At 71.9% G+C, this 14,586-nt stretch carries 11 protein-coding genes and 1 pseudogene; 6 read left to right on the top strand and 6 right to left on the bottom strand.

The genetic code is table 11. The annotated features are described in order from the left end of the window. Positions 1-32 precede the first annotated feature (32 nt). Both ACP4J3_RS23155 and ACP4J3_RS23150 read right to left on the bottom strand, forming a co-directional pair. Positions 33-1,535: a metallophosphoesterase family protein gene (locus tag ACP4J3_RS23155; RefSeq protein ID WP_426537397.1), complete on the bottom strand. Its 1,503-nt coding sequence runs from the start codon at positions 1,533-1,535 to the stop codon at positions 33-35. A gap of 78 nt (positions 1,536-1,613) precedes the next feature. Beyond that, the gene (locus ACP4J3_RS23150; protein WP_426537395.1) at positions 1,614-2,495 is read right to left on the bottom strand and encodes an MHYT domain-containing protein; all 882 of its coding nucleotides are present in this window, start codon (positions 2,493-2,495) and stop codon (positions 1,614-1,616) included. Between the two features lie 261 nt (positions 2,496-2,756). On the opposite strand from ACP4J3_RS23150, the gene ACP4J3_RS23145 reads away from it, so the two are divergent. After that, complete coding sequence (locus ACP4J3_RS23145) at positions 2,757-3,647, top strand: arginase family protein (RefSeq protein WP_426537393.1); 891 nt, start codon at positions 2,757-2,759, stop codon at positions 3,645-3,647. A 113-nt stretch (positions 3,648-3,760) separates the two neighbouring features. Further along, positions 3,761-4,753, top strand: coding sequence for an alpha/beta fold hydrolase (locus ACP4J3_RS23140; RefSeq protein ID WP_426537391.1), 993 nt, complete (start codon positions 3,761-3,763; stop codon positions 4,751-4,753). Between the two features lie 26 nt (positions 4,754-4,779). Here the strand turns inward: ACP4J3_RS23140 and ACP4J3_RS23135 are convergent, their stop codons facing one another. Further along, positions 4,780-5,949, bottom strand: coding sequence for an MFS transporter (locus ACP4J3_RS23135; protein ID WP_426537389.1), 1,170 nt, complete (start codon positions 5,947-5,949; stop codon positions 4,780-4,782). A gap of 135 nt (positions 5,950-6,084) precedes the next feature. On the opposite strand from ACP4J3_RS23135, the gene ACP4J3_RS23130 reads away from it, so the two are divergent. From ACP4J3_RS23130 to ACP4J3_RS23120, 3 genes and pseudogenes are all read left to right on the top strand, one after another. Beyond that, the gene (locus ACP4J3_RS23130) at positions 6,085-7,320 is read left to right on the top strand and encodes an MFS transporter (RefSeq protein WP_426537387.1); all 1,236 of its coding nucleotides are present in this window, start codon (positions 6,085-6,087) and stop codon (positions 7,318-7,320) included. Between the two features lie 764 nt (positions 7,321-8,084). After that, complete coding sequence (locus ACP4J3_RS23125; protein WP_426537385.1) at positions 8,085-9,251, top strand: GNAT family N-acetyltransferase; 1,167 nt, start codon at positions 8,085-8,087, stop codon at positions 9,249-9,251. Continuing rightward, positions 9,196-9,870: pseudogene (locus tag ACP4J3_RS23120) on the top strand (nicotinate-nucleotide--dimethylbenzimidazole phosphoribosyltransferase); the annotation flags it as partial. The gene ACP4J3_RS23125 and the pseudogene ACP4J3_RS23120, both read left to right, overlap by 56 nt. A 424-nt stretch (positions 9,871-10,294) precedes the next feature. Here the strand turns inward: ACP4J3_RS23120 and ACP4J3_RS23115 are convergent. From ACP4J3_RS23115 to ACP4J3_RS23105, 3 genes are all read right to left on the bottom strand, one after another. Further along, on the bottom strand, positions 10,295-11,245 hold the full coding sequence (locus tag ACP4J3_RS23115; protein WP_426537383.1) for a phosphotransferase: 951 nt from the start codon (positions 11,243-11,245) through the stop codon (positions 10,295-10,297). 52 nt (positions 11,246-11,297) lie between these two features. Then, a complete protein-coding gene (locus ACP4J3_RS23110) occupies positions 11,298-12,053 on the bottom strand; it encodes a dienelactone hydrolase family protein (protein ID WP_426537381.1) in 756 nt (251 codons plus the stop codon). A 123-nt stretch (positions 12,054-12,176) separates the two neighbouring features. After that, a complete protein-coding gene (locus ACP4J3_RS23105; RefSeq protein WP_426537379.1) occupies positions 12,177-12,797 on the bottom strand; it encodes an L-threonylcarbamoyladenylate synthase in 621 nt (206 codons plus the stop codon). A gap of 141 nt (positions 12,798-12,938) precedes the next feature. Between ACP4J3_RS23105 and ACP4J3_RS23100 the strand changes: the two genes are divergently transcribed. After that, positions 12,939-14,471, top strand: a complete 1,533-nt coding sequence (locus ACP4J3_RS23100; protein WP_426537377.1) for a helix-turn-helix domain-containing protein — start codon at positions 12,939-12,941, stop codon at positions 14,469-14,471. The last annotated feature ends 115 nt before the right edge of the window (positions 14,472-14,586 follow it).

The raw sequence follows: 14,586 nt of genomic DNA, 5'->3' as shown, positions 1-14,586 counted from the left end.
ATCACGGCCCGACGTGTTCCCGCCGTGCGCACTCAGATCAGCGGGATCGTCACCTCGTCCTCGACCGGTGGTTGAAGCTCCTGGGCGCGGCTGCCCGTCGCGGCGTAGCAGCGCAGACGGACGGTCTCCGGGGCGACGTCCAGGCGGAGGAACTGCTTGAAGAAGGGCGGGCTGTACGTCGCCGAGCTCGGGGAGAACAGCGAGGTGTAGATCTTGCGCACGGGCAGGCGGAACCGCTTGGCCCGGTCCGGGCGGCGTCCGGTGCCCAGCAGGCCCGCGACCAGACGCGTGCGCCACGTGATGCGGGCGTCCGGGGCCGCCGCGCGACCCGGCTGGATCTCCAGGCGTTCGGCGATGACGGCCGTGGCCTGCTCCTCGGTCAGCGTGAAGAAGCGGCGCAGGCGCAGCCGGCGGCCGTAGAGCGTGCTGTAGAAGGCCAGGGAGTCGCCGCGCAGCGGATAGCAGCGGAACTCCTTCTCGGTGACGTTCGCGATGTCGACCCGGGGGATGGTGTGCGTGGCGTGCATGAAGGCACCGCCGCCGCCCGAGACGACGTACTGGATCGTGCGGCCGTCCACCTGGACCGGATAGCGCTGGTAGTTGTGGATGTCGCCGCCTATCGCCGCGACATAGCGGTGGGCCGGGTCGCGGACGATCTCGTCGACGGTGCCGCCGCCCTCGATCTCGCAGGGGTGGTGTTCGCCGTCCACGTACAGGGGCGAGCCGGTGATGAGGATCTTCGGGCGCGGGTCCTTCGAGACCTCGCGCAGCCATGCCCCCTGCTCGGCGTCGATGGTGCCGAGCAGCCCGGTGTCGATGGCTATCAGCCGCACCGGCCCGGCGTCGATCGCCCAGTACGGCCCCGGCTGGACGGTCTGTTGGGCGGCGGCCGACCTCAACGCCCTCGCCTCGTCCAGCCGTTGGCCGTCTCCCTTGCGCGGCCGGTGCCACAGCAGCTCACGTAGCCAGGCCCGGCTGAACCGGCGCGGCGCGGGCTCCGGGGCGAGGGGCGGGGCGTCGTCGCAGAAGACGCGCATGAACGCGCCCAGGTCCTCGTACCAGTCGTGGTTGCCCGGTATCGCGTAGATGGGTGCCTGATAGTCCTGGTAGGGCCGGAAGAACTTGGTGTCGTAGTCGTCGGCGCTGCCGACCGGGTAGATCACATCGCTGGTGAGGACCGTGAACCTGGTGTCCTGACCCGCCTTCAGAAAGCCCGGCACCACGGCGTATTGGGGATCGTCGCCCTCGCCCGTGTCACCGATGACGAGGAAGGAGAACCGGTCGGGGTCGTCCCTCCGGATCACCTTGTCGGCGGGGGCGCCGGCGGCCGTGCGCTGTGCCACCCAGCGGCTGCGGGTACGGCCCGTGGGGTCCCCGAACCAGGACGCCAGCACACCGTTGCGCGCGGCCCACAGCATCCGGGGGTCGAGCCACGAGATCTTCTCGACCTTGGCCGGCATCAGCCGCTTGTACGTGCCGAGTTCGGTGGCGCCCCAGCCGGCGCCTTCGGCGGTATCGCGTGAGGAATCAGACACCGGTGCACCGTAACAACGATCCAGAGAAGGCCGAGAGGGGGAGCCGGGGCGCGGCGCGTCGGCCGGCCCCCGCCCCGGTCACCACTTGCGGGCGTAGGGCTTGCGGCGCGGCTCCGGCGTGTCGCCGAACGCCTCGAACCCGGAGTCCTGGCGCGGCTGTTGCACCTCGGCCTGGCTCGGGTCGTCCCGTCGGCGCCGGTCCGCGCCGGAGCGGTTCCACTCGCCGTCGCCGAGAACCAGCAGCGGGTCGAACATCACCACCACTCCGGCCAGCAGCAGGAAGATGGTCGGCCCCAGCAGCATGGGCAGCAGCAGCGAGCTGGGCGAGTCCCCGGCCCACGACGCGCCCGTCGTGCTGTGCAGGTGCACACTGACGGCCGCCATGCCCGTGTAGTGCATTCCGGAGACGGCCACCCCCATGACGAGGCTCGCCCCGAGACTGGTCAGGAAACCGCGGATGGTCACGGCCGCCCACAGCGCGGCGGTGGCGGCGACGATCGCGATCAGGATGGAGAGCCCGACGGTGAACGCGTCGTACGCGATGTCGCCGTCGAGCCGCAGCGCCGCCATCCCGAGATAGTGCATGGCCGCCACCCCGAGCCCGGTGATGACACCCGCGCCGGTCAGCGGGCCCGGCCCGGCGCCGAGATAGCCGACCATGAACACGCCGATGCCGACCACGAAGATCGCCACGGCGAGGCTGAGGACGGTCAGCCCCGTGTCGTACCGGATCCGGGTCTCCTCGACCTGGAAGCCGATCATGGCGATGAAGTGCATCGTCCAGATGCCGCAGCCGATCGAGGCCGCACCGAGCGCCAGCCAGCCCGGCTTCCACGACTGTCCGTCGAGCAGGGACCGCACGATGCACCGCAGCCCCAACGCCCCTCCCAGGCAGGCCATCAGATAGGCCGCCACCGGGGTCACCGCACCGTAGCGGAACCCGTCAACCGTGCCTTGCATTAGCCAACTCCCCCCAGAGTCCTGGCCTGTTGTCGAGCAAGGTGTACGGGGCAAGGGAGTGCGAAAGCAAGCGTTTACCGCCGGTAGCCGTTGAATTTTGCATCACAGGGCGTGAACTCCGGTCACGCAGGGATGAGATTCGGCCAGACGGAGGCCGCGCCTGGGGAAGTGTGCTACTGCCACGAGTGGTGTCGGCCCGGTGGATGTGGCACAGATGGAGAGTGATGGGGGCCGACAGGCAGCGCTGGAGAGGAGCCGGACATGCGGCGACTCGCGATCATCGAGGCACCGTCCGTGCTGGGCCTGCGGCCGTCCGGCGTCCAGGAGCTGCCGGCGGCTCTCCTGGGCGCCGGTCTGCTCACCGGTCTCGACGCGGTGCGGGCGGGACGGGTCGAGCCGCCGGCGTACGATCCGACGCGCGACGCCGACACGGGCGTGCTCAATCCCCACGGCATCGCCGAGTACTCGGTCCGACTGGCCGACGCCGTCGGCAACGTCCTCGACGCCGGCCACTTCCCGGTCGTCCTCGGCGGCGACTGCACCGTCCTGCTCGGCAACCTCCTCGCCCTGCGCCGCCGCGGCCGCCCCGGACTGCTGTTCCTCGACGGCCACACCGACTTCTACCAGCCCTCGGCCGAGCCGTACGGCGAAGCGGCCTCGATGGAACTCGCCCTCGCCACCGGCCGCGGCCCCGGGCTGCTCACCGACCTGGAGGGCCGCGGGCCCCTGCTGCGGGACGAGGACGTGATGGCCCTCGGCTTCCGTGACGCGGACGACTCCGCCCGGGCCGGAATGCAGCCGCTGCCGGCCGGGCTGCACGCGATCGACCTCGAAGGCGTCCGTGAGGCGGGTGCGGACAGCGTCGCGCGCCGGGCCGTCGAACGGCTCACCGCCGATGCGAGCACCGGGTTCTGGGTGCACCTCGACGTCGACGTCCTGGACGACGCGATCATGCCCGCGGTCGACTACAGGCAGCCGGACGGACTGACCTGGCGGGAACTGGAGAGCGTACTGAGCACGGCACTGGGCGACCCGAGGGCCGCAGGCCTGGACGTCACGATCTTCAACCCCTGTCTCGACCTGGACGGCACGATCGCCGGACAACTCGCCGGATGCCTGCGCCGGGCGCTGTCGGCGCGTGCCGGATCTTGAGGCAGGTCGGGTGAGGCCGAACCCGCGACTTTGCCGAACCGGCAAGGAGACTCGCGACACCTCTTCCGGCCGACGCAGCATGGCGGAACCCCGCGCAGCTCCGGAGGAGAAACATGCCGCACCCCGCCCATGCGACGGACGTCACCCACCGCCTGGTCCCCGCTCCCGCCGGCCGGATCCACCTCGTCGAGCAGGGAACAGGGCCCCTGGTCCTCCTCGTGCACGGCTTCCCCGAGTGCTGGTACTCGTGGCGCCACCAACTCCCGGCGCTGGCGGCCGCCGGATACCGCGCGGTCGCCGTCGACGTGCGCGGATACGGCCGCTCCTCACGGCCCGATGCGCTCGACGCCTACCGGATGCTGGAGCTGGTGGCGGACAACGTCGCCGTGGTGGACGCCCTCGGCGAGCGGTCCGCGGTCATCGTGGGACACGACTGGGGCGCGACCATCGCCGCCACCACCGCGCTGCTGCACCCCGATGTCTTCCACGCGGTCGGACTGCTGAGCGTGCCCTACACCCCGCCCGGCGGTCCGAAACCGAGCGAGGCGTTCGCACGGATGGGCGGCCCGGAGGAGTTCTACGTCTCCTACTTCCAGCGGCCGGGTCGGGCCGAGGCCGAGATCGAGCCCGACGTCCGCGGCTGGCTCGCGGGCTTCTACGCCGCCCTGTCCGCCGACACCATGCCGGGCCCCGGCGCCCCCGACCCGCACTTCGTCACCCACGGCGGCACCCTGCGCGACCGCTTCCCGGCCGGCCATCTGCCTTCCTGGCTGGCGGAGTCCGACCTGGACGTCTACGCGGGGGAGTTCGAACGCACCGGCATGACCGGGGCCCTCAACCGCTACCGGAACATGGACCGCGACTGGGCCGACCTCGCCGACCACAACGGCGCCCCCCTCACCCAGCCCGCACTGTTCCTCGGCGGCGCCCTCGACGCCTCCACCACCTGGCTGGCCGACGCGATCAAGGCCTACCCCACCACCCTGCCCGGTCTGCGTTCCTCGAACCTCCTCGACGGCTGCGGCCACTGGATCCAGCAGGAACGCCCACAGGAGACCAACCGGCTGCTGACCGACTGGCTCGCCGCCCTGCCGGAAGTCGCCTAGGTCCACACAGCCGCACCGGCCGAGGCTCACGCCCGCGCCGGCACCGGCCGCCGGACCAGATAGCCGGCGGCGGTCAGGACCAGGACGGTCATGCAGGCGATGAACACCAGGCCGGCGCCCTCCAGCCCGATCGGACCCGTCAGCACCCCCACCCCGACGACCGGCAGCGAGATACCGCCGTACGCCACCACGAACAGCGTCGAGATCACCGCCGCCCGCCGGTCCGCCGGCGAGGCCGCGGCCACCGCGGACAGCGCCGCGCGGAACGCCAGCCCCTGACCGCTCCCGCCGACGATCGCGCTCGCCACCACCAGCGGCAGCAGGTCCCAGCGCAGCGCCCCGGCGAGCAGCGCCAGCCCGAAGAGGAGTGCCGCGCAGCCCAGCGGCAGCGACCGGCTCACCCCGATTCGGCCGACGGCCAGTTGCCCGGCGATCGAGGCGAAGAAGGCCATCGCCACGATCGCCCCGCTCACGGCGTGGTCGCGCTCGTGCAGGGACTCGGCGAGAAACGCCGGGCTGACCGAGGTGAACACGCCGAGCAGGGCGAACCCCACGAAGGAGGCGGTCGCCGCCGGACCGAACACCGACCGCACCCGCGGCGGCAGGCTGGGCCGCTGCGGCCGTACGGTGCTCAGCGGCCGCCGCTCCCGCACGGTCTCCGCAAGCGACAGCACCACGGTGACCGAGCAGGCCACCAGGGCGAGATGCGCGACGAACGGCAGATACAGCGGCCAGGGAGCGTACTGCGCCAGCACCCCGGCGAGCAGCGGACCGCAGCCCAGGCCGCCCATGTTGGCGGCGGTCGCGACGAGCGTGGCCCGGGCGGCGCCATCACGCGGCGCCAGCTCCATCACATACGCCGTGGCGGCCCCGGTGAGCAGACCGGCGGACAGCCCCGAAAGCAACCGGCCGGCGTACAGCCAGCCCAGGGCCGACACGATCACCGGCCGTCTGCCCACGGCGTCCGAGGCGTTGCCCGCGAGCAGCAGCACACCGATCACCGCGAAGGCGTACACCGCGTACACGACGGTGGCCGTCAGCTCGGAGAACCCGAACTTCTCCTGGTAGTGGCCGTACAGGGGCGTCGGCAGGGTGGTGCCCGCCATGCCCACGGCGAACACGGCCCCGCCGAGCAGACACGCACGCCACCCATTGCTCCTCACAGGTCTCGTGTTGCCGGCAGGCGATGAGGGCATGCCTCCAGCTTGCGTCCGCCCCGCGTGGCCGTCCGCGGCGGCGCGCAGGGCGGCCGCCACGCGGGTGACGTTCGTCCAAGAGCCGCCGATCTTTGTCCATGGGCGGGACGCGGCGCCACGGCCGACGGTGGATGCATGAGTGAATGCGGCGCCACGGACACGGACTTCCTCTTACGCGACCGCCCGCCCGAACGGCGACGGACGCCAAGTGGGCTGATCGCGCTGGCACTCGGCGGCTTCGGCATCGGGCTGACCGAGTTCCTGATCGCCGGGCTGCTGCCGCAGGTGGCGTCGAGCTTCGCGGTGTCCGAGGCGGCGGCGGGGCGGCTGATCTCCGGGTACGCGCTGAGCGTGGCGATCGGCGCTATCGTCCTGACCGCGGCGACGGCGCGACTGCCCCGCAAGACGGTCCTGGTCGGCCTGGTGGCGCTGTTCGTCGTGGGCAACCTGCTGTCGGCCGTCGCGCCGAGCTATCCGGTGATGCTGCTCGGCCGGATCGTCGCGGCGCTGTGCCACGGCTCGTTCTTCGGCATCGGCTCGCTGGTCGCGCGCGGTCTGGTGGCGCCGGAGAGGAAGTCCCGCGCGGTGGCGGTCATGTTCGCCGGGCTCACCGTCGCGAACGTACTGGGCGTGCCCTTCGGCGCCTGGATCGGCGAGCGCTGGGGCTGGCGGGCGGCGTTCTGGGCGGTCACCGCGATCGGTGTGCTGGCGCTGGCAGGCATCGTCGCCCTCGTCCCCGCGTGGGCGGGACAGGCACCGCGAGGCCGTACGGGCCCACCGAACGGCCTGCGGGCCCAACTGCGTGCCTTCCGCTCGGCACAGGTCTGGCTCACGCTGACGGCCACCGCGCTCGGGTACGGCGGGATGTTCGGCGCGTTCAGCTACATCGCCTACACCTACACCGAGGTCGGCGGGTTCTCACCGGGGGACGTCTCCTGGCTGCTGATGGTGTACGGCATCGGACTGGTCGTCGGGAACGCGATCGGCGGGCGAGCGGCCGACCACGACCGTGACCGTGCCCTGGTCCTCGCCCTGCTCGGACTCACCGCCGTCCTGGCGGTGTTCGGCTTGCTGGCCGACAGCCTTGCCGCGACGGTGACACTGACGTTCCTGATGGGGGTGACCGGGTTCGCCAGTGTGCCCGGCCTGATCACGCGCGTGACCGACTTCGCGCACGGAGCCGCCCTGGCCGCCTCCGCGAACGTGTCCGCGTCCAACATCGGCAACGCCCTCGGCGCCTGGCTCGGCGGCCTGGCCCTCACCGCGGGCCTCGGCCACACCGCGCCCCTCTACACCGGCGCCGGGCTCACCCTGACGTCCGTGGCCGTCATGGCCGTGGCCACGCACCGGGCGGCCAGGCATGCGGGGTGAGCCTTCGGACCCGGCCGTCCGGTGTGCGGCCACGCATCAGCCGGCCAGCTCGACGGCAGGCGACCGCCGTGGCCAGGTGGTGCCCGGTCGCGCCCGTCTTCGAGTCGCTGGGGCTTCGACCGGCGCATCAACATGGGTTCGCAAAGGCCGGGCAGGGTTGACCCACTGGTCCTCTGCTGGGCCGCATCCTGCCCGGTCCGGATGACGGCTGCTGTCCACGGGCCGATGCCAGAAGGACGCGGCAGACGGCTCTGGGTCGAAAGCCCCTGTCCGGACGGCTGGTTCCCGGCCGGGGGGTGAAGGGGGACCAGTGGGTCATGCGGACGTGCCCTTTCGGCCCACGTGTGAACGCGTCGGCATCACCATGCTGGCGTGTGACCGGCCGCAGCGGGCGCGTCGTGCGAACCGGCTGAGAACCGCTGGAGACCCATGAGCAGGCTTGCCCCCGCGTCGCCGCCGGGGGACGCTGCGACCGTCGCAGCCGCAGCGAGGCGCCACTCCCGTCCGACCGCGAAGCCGGCCGGACGTACGACCGGAGGCGGGCGCATACGGACGTCGAAGTGCAGAGGAGGCCGGTGTGCCTGAACCGGACGTGCGGGAAATGCCCTACCCCCTGGGGCTCACCACGGTCCGCAGTGCACGCACAGCCGTCGTCACCACCCTCTGCCGTGCCGCCTCAGCGGACCGGCAGCACCACGCAGTGAGGAGCCCCCTTCAAGGGCCGCCTCTGACAACCGTGAACCGAGGAGATCGGCAGGTCTGATATGGACATCACGATCCACGACCTCGACGAGCTGAGCCCCGCGCTTCGCCGCGTGTGGCACGGGGCGATGGATGATTCACCCCAGTACGCCAACCCCTTCCTGTCACCGCAGTTCGCCATGGCGATCGCTCGACACCGACCCGGAGCGCGCGTGGCCGTCCTGCGGGAGGGCGGGGAGCCCGTCGGATTTCTTCCGTACCAGCGCGGGACCTTCGGCGTCGGCCGGGCGATCGGCCTGGGCCTGTCCGACTGCCAGGCTCTGGTGCACCGCCCAGGGATCACCTGGGACACCCGGGAACTGCTGCGAGCCTGCGGGATGTCCGTCTTCGAGTTCGACCACCTCGTCGAGGAACAGGGACCCTTCGCGAGACACGTCACCGGCACGTTCGCCTCGCCCGTGATCGACCTGCAACACGACGAGAGAGGGTATGCGGAGTGGCTGCGCCGCACCTCCCCTCGGCTCACCAAGTCCACGCTGGCCAAAGAACGCCGCATGGGGCGCGACATCGGCGAGGTGCGGTTCGTCTTCGACGAGCGTGACCCGCGGATGCTGCGCCGGCTCATGGAGTGGAAGTCCGCGCAGTACCGCAGGACGGGACGGATGGACCGGTTCGCCCGGCCGTGGATCGTGCACCTGGTGGACGACCTGTTCCATACCCGGGACGACCACTTCACAGGTGTGCTGTCCGTGCTGTACGCCGGCGACCGGCCGGTGGCCGCGCACTTCGGGCCGAGGTCGCGCACGGTGCTGGCGACCTGGTTTCCCGCGTACGACCCCGAGTTCCGCCGCTACTCGCCCGGGCTGATCATGCATCTGAGGTTGGCGGAGGCGGCCGGCGCGCACGGAGTGACCTGCGTGGATCTCGGGCGCGGCGACATGGAGTACAAGGACTGGCTCAAGACCCGTGAGCTGCGGGTGGGCGAGGGGTTCGCCGTGCGCCCGCACCCGGTGGCGACGGCCCACAGGATGTGGCGCAGACCGGTGCGCGGACTGAGAAACACCGTCCTGGCCCATCCCGGGCTGCGGCAGCCTGCCGACCGGTTACTGAAGACGGTCGGCTCCCTCCGTACGTCGGCCCTGCCGGGAGCCGCCGCGCCCCCTCGACGCGCGCCCGAGCGCACCGCGTCCGCCCCCCGCCCCTCCGACGGAAGCAACGGAAGCAGGTGACCATGCCGTCCGCGCATTCGAGGTCGGCATCGGCGTCGCCGCGGAACTCGTCGACGGCGGCTGCCGCTGCCTGATCACCGGCGACATGGGGATCGCCAACACCACCGCGTCCGCGGCGCTGATCGCCGCGTTCACCGGCGCGGACCCGGACGACGTCACCGGTCACGGAGCGGGAATCGACGATCCGACCCGGCGGCACAAGGTGGGTGTGGTGCGCACGGCTCTGGAACTGCACCGGCCGGACCCGCACGACCCGGTCGCAGTGGTGGCGGCGGTCGGCGGGCTGGAGCACGCCGCGATCGCCGGGTTCGTGCTGGGTGCCGCCGCCCGCAGGGTCCCGGTGGTCCTGGACGGTGTGATCGCATCGTCGGCGGCCCTGGTCGCGGCCGCGCTGGCCCCGGACTCCCTGGCCGCCTGCGTGGCGGGACACCGCTCGGTCGAGCCCGGGCACGCCATCGCCCTGCGGCATCTCGGACTGCATCCCCTGCTCGACCTGGGGCTGCGGCTCGGTGAGGGCACCGGAGCCCTGCTGGCACTGCCGCTCGTGCAGGCGGCGGTGCGTGCCCTGCGTGACATGGCCACCTTCGACTCCGCCGGGGTCTCGCACGAGCATCCCTGAACCGGCCCGCGGGACCGGGTGCCTGCGCGGCGCACGAAGTCTGGTGACGGCACCGTAGGTTACGGGCACCGTAGGTACGGGCTCCGGGCTCCGGGCTCCGGGCTCCGGACCCGGCGCTCGTCCTTGCGAGGACCCATGAGCACGCCCTGTACACCCTGCTGATCCGGGTGCTGCAGCGCGGTGACCCCGGAGGCCCCATGAGGCGGGCGCTGTCCGCCTTCCCGTACCGGAACTCGCCGATTCGATACGGGAGCCGCTACTTCGTCGAGGGCGGGATCGGCGCCGGTGAGCCGTTCGCGGCCACTGAACCGGCTGACCGCTCACCAGGCGTGCCCGGGCCGAGGGCTGACGGTCGTTGCCAACTACCTGGAGAAGGCCCAACTCGCCACGGTTCCCGCCACGTTCGGCGCGACCCGACGGCCAGTCAGTCGGTCAGGCCGCCGGCGAACGGCGCGGTGCGCCACTGGTCGATGACCGGCTTCAAGTACTCGAGCAGCGCGGGCAGTTGCGGTACGAGGCTGAGCGCGGCGATGGTCCGCAGCATTCCCACGGCGTTCACGAAGCGCAGTACGTCCTGGTCCAGCGGCCTCATGCCCTTGCTCTGGGCCCGGCGGTCGTAGGCGGCTTCGAGGTCGGGCCCGAGAGCGGCCAGGTCCCACTCGACGGGCCCCAACGTGATCAGCTCGAAGTCGGAGTAGAGGTCCCCGTCCACGCCGGGAAAGATGTTCGCGGGCGGCGAGTCGCCGTGGATGGGCTGGAGGTCGATGTCCGGGAACCGTTCCTCGAACGCCGCGCGTGAGCGCACCAGCGGTTCCAGGACCTGCCACTCGCGGCGCGCGCGGTCCAGGTCGGCCGGATCGACGAGGTCGGGGCACTGTTCGAGCGACTCGAGGGCTTCGGTGATGAAACGCGGCTCGGCCGCGGACAGGAAGGACAGCCGACCGGGGTACGTGCGCAGTGCGGCGTGCAGGTCGGCGGTGATCGCGGAGTTCGCCGCGTAGTCGGTCCCCCTGTCCCGGTCCTCCTCGACGAACTGCCAGAACGTCATCGAGAACCCGTCGCGCCGCACGGGCTCCGCCGGGACGAGCGGGCTCGGCGGGATCACCGGGACTCCCTGATCCGCGAGCCACTGGGTCACGTCCAGTTCCGCCCGCTGGCGGTGTGTCAGGGAGTCGAGGTCGGCGTAGGTCGGCACAACGGTGGGGATGCGGGCCACGACCGGAGACGGCGCGAGGTGCACGACGACGGAGAACAGCTCGTAGAGCACCTTGGCGTCGGTGACGGTGAGCCCGAGATGCCGCCCCGCCGCGACGGCCGCCTCGGCTGCGGCGGCGGTGCGGCGGGCGATGTCCTGTGGCGTCAGTAAGTCGGTCACGGTTCGATCATCGCATCCGCGCGAGCGAGGTGCCGCGACGCGGACCGGCCGCTCAGAACGTCCGCTTCAGCAGATCCAGCAGCGCCGCCCAGTGCCGCTCGGCCGCGGCCTCGTCGTACGCCGAGGTGTCGGCCTGCGTGTAACCGTGGTGGGCGCCCTCGTACACCTCGTACCGGTGGCGGACCCCGGCCGCGGTCAGCGCGGCGGCGAGGCGCTCCATCTGCTCCGGCGGCATCGACTGGTCCGCGTCGGCGTGCCCGAAGTACAGCTCCGCGGTGATGTGTTCGGCGGCCAGGTGCGGGCTGTCCGGAGCGTCGGTCGCCAGTTGGCCGCCGTGGAAACCGGCCGCGGCGGCCACCCGGTCCGGGTAGGCACCGGCGGTGCGCAGGGCGAGCCGGGCGCCCATGCAGTACCCGGTGAGGGCGACCGGGCCGTCGGCGATCTCGGGCCGCTCGGCCATCCAGCGCAGATAGGCGCCGGCGTCGCGCACCGCGAGCTCGGGCGTCAGGGACTGCATGACCGGGACGATCTGCTGCCACAGTTCCGGCCTGGCCGCGGGGTCGATGAACTCGGGCAGGTCGAGGACCGGGCTGCGCCCGTGCCGGTAGAAGACGTTCGGCACGAGGACCGCGTAGCCCGCACCGGCGAGCCGGTCGGCCATCTGCCGCAGGTGGGGACGGAGTCCGAAGGCGTCCTGGTAGAGAAGGACGCCCGGCCGGGGGAGGCCGTCGCCCGGATGGGCCAGGTAGGAGTCCGCCACACCGTCCTCGGTGGGGATGTCGACGTCTGTTCCCTGTACGGAGGTCATGGGGGGTGCCTCTCTAGGTGGTTCACGGTGAACAGGTTGCCGACCCGGTCGCACCGGGCCGCACGCATGGTTGCACGCACCATGGAAACGGCTCGCGGCACCCCCTCCCCCTTGGGGACGGCTTTACTCGAACCGGGACGTGTCACCCGCTCCCTTCCGCACGATCTCGGCCTCGCCGCCCGAGAAGTCGATCACCGTCGTCGGCTCGGTGCCGCAGTCCCCGGAGTCGACCACCGCGTCGAGTACGTGATCGAGCCGGTCCTTGATCTCCCAGCCCTGGGTCATCGGCTCGTCCTCGTCGGGCAGCAGCAGCGTGCTCGACAGCAGGGGCTCCCCGAGCTCGGTGACCAGCGCCTGGGTGACGACGTGGTCGGGGATGCGCACGCCCACCGTCTTCTTCTTCGGATGCTGCAGCATGCGCGGCACCTCCCTCGTCGCGGGCAGGATGAACGTGTAGCTGCCGGGCGTCGACGCCTTGATCGCGCGGAACACGTCGTTGTCGACCCGCACGAACTGGCCGAGCTGTGCGAAGTCCTGGCAGACCAGGGTGAAGTGGTGCCGGTCGTCCAGGCGGCGAATGGCCCGGATCCGGTCGATGCCGTCACGGCTGCCCAGCTTGCAGCCCAGCGCATAGCAGGAGTCCGTCGGGTACGCGATCAGCGCACCGGAGCGGACGCTCTCGGCGACCTGGGCGATGGTGCGCGGCTGGGGATTGTCGGGGTGCACGTCGAAGTACTTCGCCATTCGCCGAGCCTATGCCCTTCAGGCCCGACCGCCGCGCAGGCGGGCGGCGCCGGCGTCCGCCCACCTCGCGTTCATGGATGCGTGGGGTAACGTCCCCGACCGGTACGTTGTGAAGAGGTGCAGGACGAGGTGAACGGCGAAGTGGCTGGCAGAGAGGACGGGAACCGTCGGGCGGGGGTGCGGGGCGCCGACGGCTCGGCCTGGGCGGAGGAGTTGCTGGAGCACCTGCGGCCGGGCGGGCGCGACGTCCGCCGGGTCGTCGCCTGGCTCGCGGACACCGTGCAGGGCGTCGTCTCGCTCCAGGACGACGCCGGCAGACTCCTCGCCGGCACCCGGCCGCCCCTGGACGACCAGCTCGTCGAGGCCGTCGCCGCCGGCCGTATCGCCTCCGCCGCCTGGGAGGACCAGGGCCGTCATGTGCGGCTGGTCCGGGTGACGTACCCGAACCCCGCCGCGGCGGGCGTCCTCGCGGTGGCGCGCGAGACACCGTTCGACCGGCGCGCGTCCGACATCGTCACCCACACCCTCCAGGTCATCGAACTCCTGCTCAAGGCGGACGAGACGACCGCCGCCGGACTCCGGCTCGAGAGGGCCACCTCCGATCTGCGCCTGGCGATCCTGCAACTGCTGATGGTGGAGGACACCGTCGCGGCCCGCCGCGTCGCCGCCGGGCTGTGGCCGGGCCTGCTCGACACCGACAGCGCCTGTGTCCATGTCGTCGAGGGCACCGCCGAGGAGCGCGACCGGCTCGCCGGGGAATGCCTCGACGTCACCCAGGAGCGCGCGCTGGTCGTGCTCTGCCCGGCGGTGGACGAGCATGTGATCGTCGTGACGCCCGGCGAGGCGGACGCCCGTGAACTGAGAGCGCTGATCGGCCGGCGCCCGCGCACCTTCATCGGCGGCAGCGCCCGGCACAGCCTGGCCCGCACCGCCACCGCCTACGGGCAGGCCATGAGCGCGCTCGCCGTCGCGCACTTCAGGCCGGACAAGGCCGCCGTCTACGCCGAGCGCACCCACCCCGAGCGCCTCATCGACCCGGCGGCCCTGCGCGGGTGGACGGACCGGCTGCTGCGTCCGCTCGACACGCTGCCGCACCACACCCGCGCCGAACTGCTCGCCACCACCCGGCTGGGCCTGGAGTTCACCGCCGTGAGCGCGGCCAAGGTCATGGGCGTCAGCCGCAACACGGTCCGTGCCCGCATGGAACGCGTGGAAGCCCTGCTGGGCACGGACTTCGCCGATCTGACGGCCCGTGCCGTGGTCCACCTCGCGCTCAACATCCAGATCGGCCTGGCCGACACCCCGGCCGACGACGGCCTTTCGCAGGCGACCGCCGTCCCGCTGCGGGACCTGCTCACCGGGCCCGCCATGCGCACCTGGGCGCAGGACCTCCTCGCCCACCTCGACAAGGACACCCGGGACCTGCGCCGCACCCTGCGGACCTGGATCGCCGAGGGCGGCAACGCCGAACGGACCGCGCAGACCCTCGGTGTCCACGCCCAGACGGTCCGCGAGCACGTCCGCAGCGCCGAACCGGTCCTGGAACGCCGCCTGCTGACCGGCGGCAGCGACCTGTACGAGGTCGTCCTGGCCCATCTCACGCTGGGTGACCTGAGTGAGCCCGTGCTGCACGGGGCGAAACCGGGCCATCCGGACTCACCTGTGCACGGGTGAGTCCGAATCGCGGCACAGTGGGCATCAACGCGATACCCAATGCCCGCGCCGTGGACGTACGTTCAACTCTCCGCGGGGGCACGACCGGAACGGGGGACCGGTCGCGTCCCCGCGC

The organism is Streptomyces sp. UG1, assembly GCF_049974585.1.
GTDB lineage: Bacteria > Actinomycetota > Actinomycetes > Streptomycetales > Streptomycetaceae > Streptomyces.
The sequence above is the reverse complement of the archived record's forward strand: the minus strand, read 5'-3'. Positions and strand labels throughout refer to the sequence as shown.

Coding starts and splice junctions, on each gene's coding strand:
- ACP4J3_RS23125 (WP_426537385.1), top strand. CDS start 8,085: ATGGACATCACGATCCACGACCTCGACGAGCTGAGCCCCGCGCTTCGC.
- ACP4J3_RS23110 (WP_426537381.1), bottom strand. CDS start 12,053: ATGACCTCCGTACAGGGAACAGACGTCGACATCCCCACCGAGGACGGT.
- ACP4J3_RS23105 (WP_426537379.1), bottom strand. CDS start 12,797: ATGGCGAAGTACTTCGACGTGCACCCCGACAATCCCCAGCCGCGCACC.
- ACP4J3_RS23135 (WP_426537389.1), bottom strand. CDS start 5,949: ATGCCCTCATCGCCTGCCGGCAACACGAGACCTGTGAGGAGCAATGGG.
- ACP4J3_RS23140 (WP_426537391.1), top strand. CDS start 3,761: ATGCCGCACCCCGCCCATGCGACGGACGTCACCCACCGCCTGGTCCCC.
- ACP4J3_RS23150 (WP_426537395.1), bottom strand. CDS start 2,495: ATGCAAGGCACGGTTGACGGGTTCCGCTACGGTGCGGTGACCCCGGTG.
- ACP4J3_RS23130 (WP_426537387.1), top strand. CDS start 6,085: ATGAGTGAATGCGGCGCCACGGACACGGACTTCCTCTTACGCGACCGC.
- ACP4J3_RS23145 (WP_426537393.1), top strand. CDS start 2,757: ATGCGGCGACTCGCGATCATCGAGGCACCGTCCGTGCTGGGCCTGCGG.